This is a genomic window from Polaromonas naphthalenivorans CJ2 (assembly GCF_000015505.1).
Taxonomy (GTDB): domain Bacteria; phylum Pseudomonadota; class Gammaproteobacteria; order Burkholderiales; family Burkholderiaceae_C; genus Polaromonas; species Polaromonas naphthalenivorans.
Window position 1 is genome coordinate 2,281,725 of the sequence record NC_008781.1, and the last position, 12,757, is coordinate 2,294,481.

At 67.2% G+C, this 12,757-nt stretch carries 15 protein-coding genes; 2 read left to right on the forward strand and 13 right to left on the reverse strand.

Annotated features, from left to right (window positions below):
* The 3 genes from PNAP_RS10740 to PNAP_RS10750 are packed head-to-tail and all read right to left on the reverse strand — an operon-like array spanning position 1 to position 3,290.
* Entirely contained in the window at positions 1–1,182 is a 1,182-nt protein-coding gene (locus PNAP_RS10740; RefSeq protein WP_011801527.1) for a CaiB/BaiF CoA transferase family protein, read from the reverse strand.
* A gap of 15 nt (positions 1,183–1,197) precedes the next feature.
* Positions 1,198–2,361 carry an acyl-CoA dehydrogenase family protein gene (locus PNAP_RS10745; RefSeq protein WP_011801528.1) on the reverse strand — a complete coding sequence of 388 codons (1,164 nt, stop codon included), beginning with the start codon at positions 2,359–2,361 and terminating at the stop codon, positions 1,198–1,200.
* A 26-nt stretch (positions 2,362–2,387) separates the two neighbouring features.
* Positions 2,388–3,290, reverse strand: coding sequence for an FAS1-like dehydratase domain-containing protein (locus PNAP_RS10750; RefSeq protein WP_011801529.1), 903 nt, complete (start codon positions 3,288–3,290; stop codon positions 2,388–2,390).
* Between the two features lie 122 nt (positions 3,291–3,412).
* Between PNAP_RS10750 and PNAP_RS10755 the strand changes: the two genes are divergently transcribed.
* Positions 3,413–4,321 carry a LysR family transcriptional regulator gene (locus PNAP_RS10755; protein ID WP_011801530.1) on the forward strand — a complete coding sequence of 303 codons (909 nt, stop codon included), beginning with the start codon at positions 3,413–3,415 and terminating at the stop codon, positions 4,319–4,321.
* Positions 4,314–4,817: a hypothetical protein gene (locus tag PNAP_RS10760; protein WP_232290690.1), complete on the forward strand. Its 504-nt coding sequence runs from the start codon at positions 4,314–4,316 to the stop codon at positions 4,815–4,817. Before PNAP_RS10755 ends, PNAP_RS10760 begins: the two co-directional genes overlap by 8 nt.
* A 16-nt stretch (positions 4,818–4,833) precedes the next feature.
* On the opposite strand, the gene PNAP_RS10765 is transcribed toward PNAP_RS10760, so the two are convergent.
* Genes PNAP_RS10765 through PNAP_RS10810 form a run of 10 tightly spaced genes read right to left on the reverse strand, consistent with a single transcriptional unit; the run spans position 4,834 to position 12,734 of the window.
* Positions 4,834–6,291, reverse strand: coding sequence for a cobyric acid synthase (locus PNAP_RS10765; protein ID WP_011801532.1), 1,458 nt, complete (start codon positions 6,289–6,291; stop codon positions 4,834–4,836).
* Positions 6,288–7,331, reverse strand: a complete 1,044-nt coding sequence (locus PNAP_RS10770; RefSeq protein WP_011801533.1) for an aminotransferase class I/II-fold pyridoxal phosphate-dependent enzyme — start codon at positions 7,329–7,331, stop codon at positions 6,288–6,290. The genes PNAP_RS10765 and PNAP_RS10770 overlap by 4 nt, the downstream gene beginning before the upstream one ends.
* Positions 7,331–8,314 (reverse strand): adenosylcobinamide-phosphate synthase CbiB, encoded by a 984-nt coding sequence (gene cbiB / locus PNAP_RS10775; RefSeq protein ID WP_011801534.1) that lies wholly within the window; start codon positions 8,312–8,314, stop codon positions 7,331–7,333. The genes PNAP_RS10770 and cbiB overlap by 1 nt, the downstream gene beginning before the upstream one ends.
* A 7-nt stretch (positions 8,315–8,321) precedes the next feature.
* On the reverse strand, positions 8,322–9,014 hold the full coding sequence (gene bluB / locus PNAP_RS10780) for a 5,6-dimethylbenzimidazole synthase (protein ID WP_011801535.1): 693 nt from the start codon (positions 9,012–9,014) through the stop codon (positions 8,322–8,324).
* A 4-nt stretch (positions 9,015–9,018) separates the two neighbouring features.
* Positions 9,019–9,600: a cob(I)yrinic acid a,c-diamide adenosyltransferase gene (gene cobO / locus PNAP_RS10785; RefSeq protein WP_011801536.1), complete on the reverse strand. Its 582-nt coding sequence runs from the start codon at positions 9,598–9,600 to the stop codon at positions 9,019–9,021.
* A 6-nt stretch (positions 9,601–9,606) separates the two neighbouring features.
* Complete coding sequence (gene cobA, locus PNAP_RS10790) at positions 9,607–10,374, reverse strand: uroporphyrinogen-III C-methyltransferase (RefSeq protein WP_041377185.1); 768 nt, start codon at positions 10,372–10,374, stop codon at positions 9,607–9,609.
* Positions 10,364–10,714, reverse strand: a complete 351-nt coding sequence (locus PNAP_RS10795; protein WP_011801538.1) for a (2Fe-2S) ferredoxin domain-containing protein — start codon at positions 10,712–10,714, stop codon at positions 10,364–10,366. The genes cobA and PNAP_RS10795 overlap by 11 nt, the downstream gene beginning before the upstream one ends.
* A complete protein-coding gene (gene cobJ / locus PNAP_RS10800; RefSeq protein ID WP_011801539.1) occupies positions 10,711–11,706 on the reverse strand; it encodes a precorrin-3B C(17)-methyltransferase in 996 nt (331 codons plus the stop codon). Before cobJ ends, PNAP_RS10795 begins: the two co-directional genes overlap by 4 nt.
* On the reverse strand, positions 11,703–12,530 hold the full coding sequence (locus tag PNAP_RS10805) for a CbtA family protein (RefSeq protein WP_011801540.1): 828 nt from the start codon (positions 12,528–12,530) through the stop codon (positions 11,703–11,705). Before PNAP_RS10805 ends, cobJ begins: the two co-directional genes overlap by 4 nt.
* A gap of 15 nt (positions 12,531–12,545) precedes the next feature.
* A complete protein-coding gene (locus PNAP_RS10810; RefSeq protein WP_011801541.1) occupies positions 12,546–12,734 on the reverse strand; it encodes a CbtB domain-containing protein in 189 nt (62 codons plus the stop codon).
* Positions 12,735–12,757 lie beyond the last annotated feature (23 nt).

Consider the following 12,757-nt stretch of genomic DNA (forward strand, 5'->3'; position numbering starts at 1 on the left):
TCAGATGGCGCCCGCCGCGCGCAACCGGGCAATGGCCTCATCGCCCTGGCCCAGCTCGCGCAGGATGGCGTCGGTGTGCTGGCCGACGGCCGGAATGGCGTCCATGCGATAGTCAAAACTGTTGTTGCGGCCCGGCGGCAGCAGCGCGGGAATAGCGCCGGCCGGCGAGCCCACGGACTGCCAGCGCTCGCGCGCCTTGAGTTGCGGGTGCGCCCAGACTTCCGCCATGCTGTTCATGCGGGCGTTGGCGATCTGCGCCTTGTCGAGCCGCGCCACGACCTCGGCCGTGTTCAGGCTGGCAAAGGTCGCCAGGATGATGGCCTTGAGCGCCTCGCGGTGTTCATTGCGTTTGGCATTGCTGTCAAAGCGCGCATCGCCGGCCAGGCCCGCATCCTGGAGCACCACCTCGCAGAACAGCTTCCACTCGCGCTCGTTCTGCAGGCCCAGCATGACCGTGCCGCCGTCGCCCGCCTGGAACGGACCATAGGGGTAGATGCTGGCGTGCGATGCGGCCGTGCGCGGCGGCGGCGGCGCGCCTTCAAACGCGTAATACAGCGGGTAGCCCATCCATTCGGCCAGCGATTCGAGCATCGACACGTCGATGTGGCTGCCCTGCCCGGTCTTGGCGCGCAGCAGCAGCGCCGACAGGATGCCGGTGTAGGCATACATGCCGGCGGCAATGTCGGCCATCGAATTGCCGGCCTTGCTGGGTTCGTCGGGCGTGCCGGTGATCGACAGCATGCCCGCTTCGCTCTGGATCAGGAGGTCGTAGGCCTTCTTGTCGCGGTAGGGGCCGTCCTCGCCATAGCCCGAAATATCGCAGACGATCAGCTTTGGATGCAGCTGGCTGAGCGCCTCGAACGACAGCCCCATGCGCGCCGCCGCGCCGGGCGCGAGGTTTTGCACCAGCACGTCGGCCTGGCCCAGCAGGTCTTTGAGCGCCGCCAGCGCGTCCGGCTGCTTGAGGTCCAGCGTCAGGCTTTCCTTGGAGCGGTTGGTCCAGACGAAATGCGAGGCCTGGCCCTTGACGCGGCTGTCATAGGCGCGGGCAAAGTCGCCTACGCCGGGGCGCTCGACCTTGATGACGCGCGCGCCCAGGTCGGCCAGCTGGCGGGTGCAGAACGGCGCGGCAATCGCATGTTCGAGCGAAACAACGGTGATGCCGTCAAGCGGTCGTGTCATATTTGTTCCCCGGTTTCAGAATGAGCGCGGCAGGCCCAGCTCATGCTCGGCCACGTAGCTCAGGATCAAATTGGTCGAGATCGGCGCGACCTGGTACAGGCGCGTCTCGCGGAACTTGCGCTCCACGTCGTATTCGTTGGCAAAGCCGAAGCCGCCGTGGAACTGGATGCAGGCGTTAGCTGCTTCCCACGACGCCTTGGCCGCCAGGTACTTGGCCATGTTGGCCTGGGCGCCGCAGGGCTGGCGCGCATCGAACAGCTCGCAGGCCTGGTAGCGCATCAGGTTGGCGGCCTCGATCTCGATGTAGGCCTCGGCAATCGGGAACTGCACGCCCTGGTTCTGGCCGATGGGCCGGCCGAAGACCACGCGCTCGCCGACGTACTTGGTCACGCGGTCGATGAACCAGTAGCCGTCGCCGATGCACTCGGCAGCGATCAAGGTGCGTTCGGCGTTCAACCCGTCCAGGATGTACTTGAAGCCCTGGCCTTCCTCGCCGATCAGGTTCTCCTCCGGGATTTCGAGGTTCTCGAAGAACAGCTCGTTGGTCTCGTGGTTGACCATGTTGGGAATCGGCCGCACCGTCATGCCCGACTTTTCGGCCTGGCGCAGATCGACCATGAAGATCGACATGCCTTCGCTCTTTTTCTTCACCTCGGCCAGCGGCGTGGTGCGCGCCAGCAAAATCATCCAGTCCGAATGCTGCACGCGCGAGATCCAGACCTTCTGGCCGTTGATGACGTAGCGGCCGTCCTTTTTCACGGCGGTGGTCTTGATCCTGGTGGTGTCGGTGCCGGTGCTCGGCTCGGTCACGCCCATCGACTGCAGGCGCCACTCGCCGGTGGCTATTTTTGGCAGGTACAGCTCCTTTTGCGCCTCGGAGCCATGGCGCAAGAGCGTTCCCATGTTGTACATCTGGCCGTGGCAGGCGCCCGAATTGCCGCCGCTGCGGTTGATTTCCTCCATCACCACCGAGGCCTCGGTCAGGCCCAGGCCCGAGCCGCCGTACTCGTGCGGGATCATGGCTGCCAGCCAGCCGGCCTGGGTCAGCGCATCGACAAAGGCTTCCGGGTAGCCCCTGGCTTCGTCGATCTTGCGGTGGTATTCATCGGGAAACTCGGCGCACAGCGCGCGCACCGCGTCGCGGATGTCCTGGTATTGGTCGGTCCTGGTTTTGATCATGGGGATTTCCGTAGGGGATGTTTGAATCAAGCCAGCTCGGCCGTGGCCTGCATGGTGAGCCAGCCTTCATGGTCTTCGGCCCAGAGCTTGACGGTTTTGCCGTCAGGCGAAGGCTGGCCGTTGAGCCGGAACGGATGCAAATCGAACGTCGGCCGCACCGCCTTGAAGTTGAAACTTTTGATGAAGGCGCCGGGCAGCTGGCGGCGCACCAGATCGACCAGCAGCGTGGCAATCAAGGGGCCGTGAACGATCAGGCCCGGGTAGCCTTCGACCTCGGTCACGTACTTGCGGTCGTAGTGGATGCGGTGGCCGTTGAAGGTCAGCGCGGAGTAGCGGAACAGCAGCACGTCGTCGGGCGTGATCTCGCGCTGCCAGGCCGCGCCTTGTTCCGCAGCCACCGGCGGCGGCACCGGGTCGCCGGGCTGGGCGGCAGCGCGGTAGACGATGTCGTGCTCCTCGGTCAGCGCCAGGCCGCTGGCGTTGTGGACTTCGTGCTTGACCAGCACGAACAGCAGGTCGCCGGTGCGCCCCGCCTTGTGCGTGACCGACTCGATGCGCGAGATGCGCCGGACGGCATCGCCCACCACGAGGGGATTCGCCTGCAGCCATTGCAGCCGGCCGCCGGCCCACATGCGGCGCGGCAGCGGCACGGGTGGCAAAAAACCGCCGCGCCGGGCGTGGCCGTCGGGTCCGATCTCGCTCTGGCGGTGCTGCGGCAAAAAATACAGCCAGTGCCACAGCGGCGGCAGCGCCGTTCCAGGCCGGGGGGCCGGATCATCGCGGTCCAGCGTGGCCGACAGCCCGCGAACCGGCGCGGCAGTGATGTCATCGCCCAGGGTTTCGGTCTTGCCGGACCAGCCCTGCAGATGGGCCAGGGTGGCGGCGTCGAGCGTGCGGGGCTCTATTTCGGTTTTGCTTGCAGTCATCATGGTCGGGGTTTAGCTTGGATGGGCGAATGATCACGCGTTCCAGCGCTCTGAACAATCACTCATTTCAAGACCAAGGCTTCTGAATTTCCGAAGGCTGGCGCAAACGCGCTACCATCGCCTCCATGCATTTCGACCTGACCGACCTGCGCCTTTTCGTCGTCACCGCCGAAGAAGGCAACCTGACCCGCGCTGCTGCCCGGCAGCATTTGTCGCTGGCGGCGGCCAGCGCCCGCATCAAGGCGCTCGAAGCGCAGGCCGGGCTGCCCCTGCTCTACCGCGAAGCGCGCGGAATGCGCCTGAGCCCGCCCGGCGAAGCCTTTTTGCACCATGCGCGCGGCGTGCTGCGGCAGACCGAGCAGCTGCGCCTGGACCTGCAGGAGTACGGCGGCGGCCTGCGCGGCCATGTCCGGGTGTTTGCCAACACCACGGCCGTGACGGACTTCCTGCCCGAAATCCTGCCGGGATTTCTGCTGGACAACCCGCGCGTGAACATCGACCTTCAGGAAAAACCGAATACAGAGATAGCACGCGGCGTGCTCGACGGGCGCGCGGACATCGGCATCGTGTCCGCCCAGGTCGATACGCTGGGCCTGCGGGCGATTCACTTCAGCACCGACCGGCTGGTGCTGGTGACCTCGCGCCAGCACCGCTTCGCCGGCCGCCAGCGCATTGCCTTTTCCGAAACGCTGGACGAGGATGCCGTGGCCATGCAGCAAGGCAGCACCCTGCAGACCTTTCTGATGCAGGTGACCGAAAAGCTGGGCAAGCCGCTCAAGCTGCGCATCCAGCTCAGCAGCTTTGACGCCATGTGCCGCATGATTGGCGCCGGCGTGGGGATCGGCATCGTTCCCGAGAGCGCGGCGCGGCGCAACCAGGACAGCATGCAACTGGCGCTCATCGAGTTGCTCGAGCCGTGGAGCGTGCGCGAGCGCTACATCCTGGTTCGAGAGCATGAAGCCCTGCCGGCCTATGCGCAGTCGCTGATTGACGCGATTTGCGCGCATTACAAAAACCCCCAGGCGCTTGAGTAGTCCACCGGACAGCCTCAAAAACCTCAACACCCTCAACACCTTCAACAGGAGCTACCCCTTGCGTCAATTTTTCTTTTTCTTCACGCTGCTGTGCAGTTTTGCATCGCTCCGGGCGGCCGGTCCGTCGTCAGGCGCACCTTCAGCCCCGGTCCAGCATCCTGTCGTGGGAAGCTGGACCTGGATGCTGCCGGGCAAGACCTGCACCGAAACCCTGAACTACCAGGGCAACGGCACGCGGCAAGGCAGCAGTGGCGAGGAAGTCACGCAAAGCCGTTACGAAGTCTCGCCCATGCCCAGCCTGCTCGGCTTTTACCGGCTGACGGAAACCGTCACCGAAGGCAATGGCAAGAAAGACTGCTCCGGCGACCTGCACGAGGCGCCTGGCGAGCCGGTCACGCGCTTCATCCAGTTCAGCCCGAAAAAAGACCAGCTGATCGTCTGCAGGGAAGAATCGCTGAAGGCCTGCTTTGGCCCGTTGAAACGCGCGCCCCAGTAGGGCCGCGCGGCGCGGCTCACGCGATCAGCGACTGCAGCACGCCCGGCTCGAAATGCTGGCCGATGTAGTCGGCCAGCCCGTCGAACACCGATTCCAGCGTCGGCGTGGCCGCGCCAAACAGGGCCTGCAGCACGCGCGGGTCTTCAAACATCCCGTGCAGGTACAGGCCCAGCACATTGCCAGCCGCGTTTTGCCAGGCCAGGCCGTCGGGCATGACCGGGCAGGCGATGTCGCCCGCCGCCGCCATGGCCGAATGCCGCGCGGTCTGGCCGTGGTGGATTTCGTAGCCCTGCACCTCGACGCCTGACAAGCCGGCCCACGGCCCGCCCACGCTCGCAAACGCGGCCTGCCGGTGCTGCACGGTCTTGGCTTCGTCAAACACCGTGACCACCGGCAGCAGCCCCAGGCCGGGGCCGTTGCCGTCGATGCCGTGCGGGTCGATCAGCGCTTCGCCCAGCATCTGCAGGCCGCCGCAAATGCCCAGCACCGCGCCGCCCCGGCCGGCATGCGCGGCAATCGCCTGGTCCAGCCCCTGCGCGCGCAGCCAGGCCAGGTCGGCGCTGGTGGCCTTGGAGCCCGGCAGGATGACCCAGTCGGCCGGCCCCAGGCCAGCCAGTTCGGAAGGACTGCGCACCCATTTCAGGCGCACGCCGGGCACGTTTTTCAGCGGCTGGAATTCGTCAAGGTTGCTGATGCGCGGGTAGGCAATGACGGCGACGGTTTGGGTCACCGCGCCGGCGGCCGTGCTGCGGTCGTCAAACACGCCGTCTTCCTCGGGCAGGCCATGCTGCCACCACATCGGCAGCGTGGCGACGGTCGGCACGCCGGTCAGTTCCTGCAGCATCTGCGGCCCGGGCGCGAGCAGGCTGGCGTCGCCCCGGAACTTGTTGAGCACAAAGCCCCGGATCAACTGTTGCTCGGTCTTGTCCAGCATGGCCCAGGTGCCGTAGAGGTGGGCAAACGCGCCGCCCCGGTCGATGTCGGTGACCAGCAGGCAGGCGGCGTTCGCATGCAGGGCGACGCGCATGTTGACGATGTCGCAGGACTTGAGGTTGATCTCGGCGGGCGAGCCGGCGCCTTCGATCACCACCACGTCGTTCTCGGCCAGCAGCTCGTCGAGCGCCCGCGCCACCACCGGCCAGACCGACAGGCTGCGGCCGCGCCATTCCATGCGCGAGAGTTCGGCGTTGACCTGGCCCATCAGCACGACCTGGCTTTGCGTGTCTTTTTCGGGCTTGAGCAGCAGCGGGTTCATGCGCACATCGGGCACCGCACGGGCGGCGAGCGCCTGGAAATACTGGGCGCTGCCGATCTCGCCGCCGACCACGACGCGGGCGTTGTTGCTCATGTTCTGCGACTTGTAGGGCGCGACCTTCAGCCCCTGGCGGGCGTAGTAGCGGCACAGCGCGGTGGTCAGCCAGCTCTTGCCGGCGTTGCTGGTGGTGCCTAGCACCATGACGCTTTTTGCGGTCATTGACTTGCCTTGATAAGTTGTTGCCACGCATTGTGCAGCGCATCCTGCGCCAGCGGCGGCTGCACGCTGATGCGCACATGGCCGGGCAAGCCGAACGAGGCGGTGTCGCGCAGCTTGATGCCGTGGCTGCGCAGCCGGTCCAGCGCTTGCTGCAGGCTCAGGCCTTCGGGCAAGGCGGGACGGGCGCAGAAGAAATTGGCGTCGCTGGGCAGGCAGGTCCAGCCCATCGATTCGCACAGCGCGATTTGCCGCGCTTTCCAGTCGCGCAGCGTGTCCAGGCTGTCGGCCAGCCAGGCCTGCACGCCGCCATCGGTCCAGGCCTGCAGCAGCGCCACGCCATGCGCGCCGACCGGCCAGGACGGGCTGAGCTGGTCGAGTTGAAAGGCTTGCGCCTGCGCGCCCACGGGCGCAATGGCGTAGGCGGCGCGCACGCCGGTCAGGCCCAGCGCCTTGTTCGGAGTCCAGAGCTGCCAGACGGTTTGCAACTGCGCTTTGCTCAGTGACGGCGCGCCGCCGAGCCGCAGGGGTTCGTAGGCGCGGTCGAGCACGAGCATGGCTTTGGCCGCGCATGCATCGGCCATGTCACCCAGCCCCGCCTGGGCCGCGCCTAGCGGGCTGGACGGCTCGCAGGCCCAGAGCAGTTGCGCCTGGCCGGGTTCGCTGGCCAGCGTCAGCCGGTGCGCGCGGGCGGCTTGCGCATAGTCGCCGTAGCTGTGCGGCGGCAGCCACACCGCGCCGCCCTCGCCTGCCGTGTGCGCGGTTTGCGCCGCCAGCGCGGTGATGCGAAAAATGAATTCGCTGGCGCTGCCGGCCAGCACGATGCGCGTCGCGTCCACGCCATGGAAACCGGCGAGCTGCCCGCGCAGCGCGGTATAGCTGGCGTCGGGATACTGGCTGGCATCGGCCTGCCGCACGGCTTGCAGCGCCGCCGGGCATGGCGCGCAGGCGTTGCTGTTGGTGGAAAAGTCATGCAGTGGCACGCCGTGGCGGTCAGGTCCGCCATGGATACGCGCGCCTTGCTGCGGAAAAGCGTTCATCATCAAATCATCCATGCTACTGAAACAATAGCTATCACCGCATACGGGACAAGCGCAAACACCACTTTTGATGCATTTTTTTGCGCCAGCGGCACATCGCCGGCCCGTGGCGCGCGCCCGGTGGCGTTCAGCGTGTAGACACCGGGCTTGCTTAAGGTGACACCGAGCGCCATGGCCATCGCCGCCATCGGCCACCCGCTGTTGGGCGAGGGCGTGCGGGCCGCTTCGCGCCGCAATGCGCCGAACTGGACTTGCCGCGTCACGCCCATCAGCAGCCAGGCCGTCAGCCGCGCGGGCAGCCACGACAGCGCATCGTCGGCGCGCGCCGCCCATTTGCCGGCCCATTCCCAGTGCTGGCCCCGGTAGGTTCCCCGGTAGCCCCACATCGCATCGGCGGTGTTGGCGAAGCGGTACACCGCCGCGCCCGGCAGGCCCAGCAGCACGAACCAGAAGATCGGCGCGACCACCGAGTCGTTGAGGTTTTCAGCCAGGGTTTCAATGACGCTTTCGCGCACCTGGCTTTCGCTCAGGCTGGCCGTGTCGCGGCTGACCAGCCAGGACAGCCGCTCGCGCCCGGCGGGCAGCGACTGGCGCAGCGCCGCCTCGACCGCGCCGACTTCGTCAACCAGCATGCGCCAGGACAGCATGGACTTGAGCAGCCAGGCCATCAGCGCAATCAGCACGGTGGCGGCCAGCCCGTTTTCAATGCCGGGCCGGGCCATGAAACGGGCAAGCTGCCAGAAGCTCAAGGCCTGCAGCGCCCAGGCCAGCGCGCCGGCCGCCGCCGCGCCCGCCATCCAGGCCAGCGCGCCCAGCACAAAGGCCGGTGCTGGCGGGCAGCGCACGGTGACACGGCCGCAGGCCTTGAGGTAATGCCCGATCCAGACCACGGGATGAAACGCCACGGGCGGCTCGCCCCAGCGGCGGTCAATCCACAGGGCCAGCAGCAACACCACGGGCATGGTGAATGCCAGAACCAGCGGCATCCCCACGTCAGAAATCCGAAGCCGGAACAGGCGCCCCGGCGGGCTGGCCCCAATGGTCTTCAAACACCATGTCGGCCAGCGCGGCGCGGCGCGCCCACTTTTCGGCCTGCAGCATGGGCTGGTCGTAAAAGGCGTGGACCGGCCCCAGGCACAGGATGGCAATCGGCTTGCTGCCCTCGGGCATGTTCAGCAGCTCGCCCAATTTGACCGGGCAAAAAATCGACACCCAGCCCATGCCCAGCCCTTCGGCGCGGGCGGCCAGCCAGAGGTTTTGAATCGCGCAGGCGGCAGACGCCAGATCCATCTCGGGCAGCGTGCGGCGGCCAAACACATGCGCCTCGCGTCCCGGCGGCAGGGCCACGACCAGCAGCTCGGCGGCATCGAGCACGCCCTGCACCTTGAGTTTCATGAACGCATCCTCGCGCTCGCCCAGGGCTTGCGCGGTCAGCACCCGCTCCAGCTCGACCAGCGCATGCACGCTTTCACGCAAGGGGCGGCTGCGGATTCGGAGGAAGCGCCACGGCTGCATGAAGCCGACGCTGGGCGCATGGTGGGCGGCCGACAGCAGGCGCTGCAGCAGGTCGTCGGCGACCGTGCCGCCGCTGAAGTGGCGCATGTCGCGCCGCTCATGGATGGCGCGGTACACGGCCTGGCGCTCGGGCAGGCTGAAGGCGTGGCTGGCGCCATCAGGCGCGTTCACGCCCTCAGTCTTCAATGCCGCGCTGGGCCGGAATGCCCGCGTTGAACGCATGCTTGACCTTGGTCATCTCGGTCACGGTGTCGGCCAGCTCGATGATCTCGGGCGGGCAGCGGCGGCCGGTGATGACCACATGCACATCCTTCGGGCGGCTCTTGAGCGTCAGCAGCACGTCACCCAGCGGCAGCCAGCCGTAGATCAGCGGGTAGGTCAGCTCGTCGAGGACGACCATGAAGTTCTCGCCGTTCAGTATCTCGGCCTTGGCCTTTTCCCAGCCATTGCGCGCCAGCTGGGCCGAATGCTCCAGGTCCTGGCTTTTCCAGCTGAAGCCGTCGCCCAGCCCTTCAATCGCAATGCCCAGCTGCTCGAACATGCGGTGCTCGCCGAAGCGGGCGCTCGGCACCTTCATGAACTGGAAAATCTTCACGGCCTTGCCATGCACATGGTGGCGGCCGTGGGCGCGCAGGGCCAGGCCAAAGGCGGCGGTGCTTTTGCCCTTGCCGTCGCCGGTGTTGACGATCACGAGGCCCCGGCGTTCGCCCTCGGGCTTGTCATAGGGTTTGTCGGTGGGGGGGGTTTCAATGTTCATGGGAAATTAGAACTTATCGGGAGGAGGTTTGAAATCAGGGCTGAGCCGCACCGTCTCGCCGATGATCAGCAAGCCGGGCTGCGGGCCATAGCCCGGAGCGCATGCCACCAGAGCGCTCAGCCCGGTGGCGATGACGGTCTGGCCCGCCCGGGTGCCGTCGCGCACGATGGCGGCCGGGGTGTCGGGCGCCAGTCCGTGGGCGATCAGCTGCTGCGCAATCTGCGCCAGGCGCTGCACGCCCATGTAAAAAACCAGGGTCTGGCCGGGCCGCGCCAAAGCCTGCCAGTCGTGCGTGGCCTCGTCATCGGCCAAGTGGCCGGGCAAAAACACGCAGCTGCCCGCCAGGTCGCGGTGGGTCAGGGGAATGCCAGCGGCCGCCGAGCAGCCGCTGGCCGCCGTCACCCCTGGCACCACCTCGAAAGCCAGGCCCGCCGCCTGCAGGGCCTGCACCTCTTCGCCGCCGCGTCCGAACACATAGGGGTCGCCGCCCTTGAGGCGAACCACGCGCCGCCCCAGGCGCGCATGCTCAACCAGCAAGGCATGGATGCCGTCCTGCGGCACCGAGTGATCGCCCAGCGCCTTGCCGACATACACGCGCAGGGCGGCCGGCGGGATCAGCGCCAGCACCTCGGGCGTGATGAGGCGGTCATGCACCACCACCTCGGCGCGCTGCAGCCGGTCAAGGGCGCGTAGCGTCATCAAATCAGCCGGACCCGGCCCGGCGCCGACGATGGAGACAAAGCCACCGCCGCCCTGCCCGGCTTCAAGCGTCATGGCCGCCATCCGGTCCCTGGTGAAACACCAGATCCTCCACGGGTTGGCCGCCGACCAGATGCTGCCCGATGATGCGGTCCATGTTGGCGCTGGTCACGTTGTAGTACCAGGTGCCGTCAGGCTGCACGCACATCACCGGCCCGCCCTTGCAGGCGGCAAAGCAGCTCACGCGGCTGCGCTTGACGCGCATCTCGCCGTCGTGCAGGCCAGCGGCCTTGAACTTGTCGCCCAGGCTGTCGAACAAGTCCTGCGAGGCGCCATCCTGCGTGCAGCGCGGGCCGATGCAGACCAGCAGGTGGCGCTTGTAGCTGCCAATCTTGGGCTTGACCACCTCGTTCATGCTTCGGACTCCTCGGCGCTGACCGCTTCCTGTTTGACGGCTTCGTTTTCAACCGGCGCGGCCAGCACGGCCTCGATGTAGTCGGCCGGCAGTTGGTGGCGCAGCGCCAGCGCGGCAACCGTTTCACCATCGGCATGGTCGATGCGCAGGTTCTCCATCCAGCCGATCAGGCCGGTGGACAGCGAGCGGCCCGCCCTTTCGCCTTCGCGGGTGCTGCCGTCGCCGTGCAGCTCGTACTTGTTGGCATAGCCGCGCGGCGTGACCATCAGGCCGTGGCGCACGAAGGTGTGGCTGTTACCGATTAGGACCGTGGTCAGCATGCCGATGTCGCACTCGCTCATCTTGTCCAGCGTCGTGAATTCGATGCGCTCGCGGCGCCGGTAGGCCGACTTGACCACCGCCACCGGCGTGCCGGGCCGGCGATGCCGCAGGAACAGCTGCTGCGCCTGCACGATCTGCTGGGTGCGCCGGCCGCTCTTGGGGTTGTACAGCGCCACCACGAAGTCGGCGGCGGCCACCGCGTCCAGGCGGCGCGCGATCACCGGCCAGGGCGTGAGCAGGTCGGACAGCGAGATCGAGCAAAAGTCGTGTGTCAGCGGCGCGCCGACCAGCGCCGCGCAGGCGTTGATGGCCGACGCGCCCGGAACGACTTCGACCTCTACATCGGACTCGGGCGTCCAGCCGGCCTGGAACAGCACCTCGTAGGTTGGCCCGGCCATGCCGTACACGCCGGCATCGCCGCTGGAGATCAGCGCGACCTTCTTGCCTTCGCGGGCGCTGGCCAGCGCATGCACGGCGCGGTCCAGCTCCTCGGTCATGCCCTTGCGGACGACTTCCTTGCCTTCGAGCAAGTCGGCCACCAGCTTGATGTAGGTGACATAGCCGACCACCACGTCGGCCTCGGCAATGGCAGCGCGCGCGCGGTGCGTCATGTGCTCGTGGCTGCCGGGGCCAATGCCGACCAGCATGATTTTTCCCTGGGGGCCGGTCATGGGTTCACCGCCGTCGCGGCTGATGCGCGCGGCCTGGAGCCGTCAAAAGTTGCCGCCAGCACCGGGCGCAGCCAGCGCTGGAACGCCGCGCCGCACACGAAACCCATCGACGCCCAGAACGACAGCGACACCCAGGTGGTGGCCCAGATGAACTGCGCGCCGAGTTCGCGCAACTGCGCCTGCGCCGGGCCGCTGAAACCGGCCAGCGGGTCGGCGCCGATGTGCGGCGCGCCGACGACGAAAGGCAAGGCCAGCCACGCCGTGGCAGCGGCCCAGCGCAAGGGACTGCGCAAACCCGCCAGCGAGGCGCAGGCCAGGGCCGCGCTGCCTGCGGCCAGCACCCACCAGCCCTGGCGCGAGCCCAGGCGGGCGGCATCCATGCCCGGAATCTCGGCATGCAGGCCCAGCGAAGGCCAGAAATGAAAGCTGAGCCAGCCAGCGGCGGCCACCAGCAAGCCCAGCGGCAAGGAACCGGCGGCCGTGCCGCGCCACAGGCAGACGCCCATGACGGCAAACACCAGCAGCGCCATGCTGAAGGCATGCAGGACATTGGCCGTCCAGGTCCAGAAAATCCGCTCGGCGCCATCGGCCGGCGCCCATTCCCCGGCCGCGCCGTGTTCATGTTCATGCGCTGGCGCCACACCTTCGACGTGGGCATGCGGCATCACGGCTACCGGCGCTGCCGGTGCTTCGGCCTTCTGCCCTTCGTACACCTCGGCGGCCAGAATAATCGGCACCGCCTGCCACTGCTGCACCCCGGACTGGACACTGCCCACCAGCAAGGCGGCGGCCAGCGCCGCCCAGATCAGTCGTTGAAAAATCATGAAAGCCCTCCCGGTTCAATGGCAAGGCTTGACGGTGACGTGGCGCACGTCATGCGCGGCGTTGTGCGCCAGCGGGCTTTCGGCAAAGGCCACGCCGTACAGCACGACCAGGCCCAGGGCGGCGCCGGCGGCGAGTTGCAGCAGCAGGCTGCGGGTTGCGCTGGCGGGGTAAACGGTGGAAGAAGAGACGGAAGATGCGTTCATGGGTTGCTCCATTTCAGGGTTGA

What these genes read in the sequence shown, in the direction of transcription:
- PNAP_RS10740 (WP_011801527.1), bottom strand. Translation starts at nt 1,182, where the DNA reads ATGACACGACCGCTTGACGGCATCACCGTTGTTTCGCTCGAACATGCG.
- PNAP_RS10745 (WP_011801528.1), bottom strand. Translation starts at nt 2,361, where the DNA reads ATGATCAAAACCAGGACCGACCAATACCAGGACATCCGCGACGCGGTG.
- PNAP_RS10750 (WP_011801529.1), bottom strand. Translation starts at nt 3,290, where the DNA reads ATGATGACTGCAAGCAAAACCGAAATAGAGCCCCGCACGCTCGACGCC.
- PNAP_RS10755 (WP_011801530.1), top strand. Translation starts at nt 3,413, where the DNA reads ATGCATTTCGACCTGACCGACCTGCGCCTTTTCGTCGTCACCGCCGAA.
- PNAP_RS10765 (WP_011801532.1), bottom strand. Translation starts at nt 6,291, where the DNA reads ATGACCGCAAAAAGCGTCATGGTGCTAGGCACCACCAGCAACGCCGGC.
- PNAP_RS10770 (WP_011801533.1), bottom strand. Translation starts at nt 7,331, where the DNA reads ATGATGAACGCTTTTCCGCAGCAAGGCGCGCGTATCCATGGCGGACCT.
- cbiB (WP_011801534.1), bottom strand. Translation starts at nt 8,314, where the DNA reads ATGCCGCTGGTTCTGGCATTCACCATGCCCGTGGTGTTGCTGCTGGCC.
- cobO (WP_011801536.1), bottom strand. Translation starts at nt 9,600, where the DNA reads ATGAACATTGAAACCCCCCCCACCGACAAACCCTATGACAAGCCCGAG.
- cobA (WP_041377185.1), bottom strand. Translation starts at nt 10,374, where the DNA reads ATGACGCTTGAAGCCGGGCAGGGCGGCGGTGGCTTTGTCTCCATCGTC.
- PNAP_RS10795 (WP_011801538.1), bottom strand. Translation starts at nt 10,714, where the DNA reads ATGAACGAGGTGGTCAAGCCCAAGATTGGCAGCTACAAGCGCCACCTG.
- cobJ (WP_011801539.1), bottom strand. Translation starts at nt 11,706, where the DNA reads ATGACCGGCCCCCAGGGAAAAATCATGCTGGTCGGCATTGGCCCCGGC.
- PNAP_RS10805 (WP_011801540.1), bottom strand. Translation starts at nt 12,530, where the DNA reads ATGATTTTTCAACGACTGATCTGGGCGGCGCTGGCCGCCGCCTTGCTG.
- PNAP_RS10810 (WP_011801541.1), bottom strand. Translation starts at nt 12,734, where the DNA reads ATGAACGCATCTTCCGTCTCTTCTTCCACCGTTTACCCCGCCAGCGCA.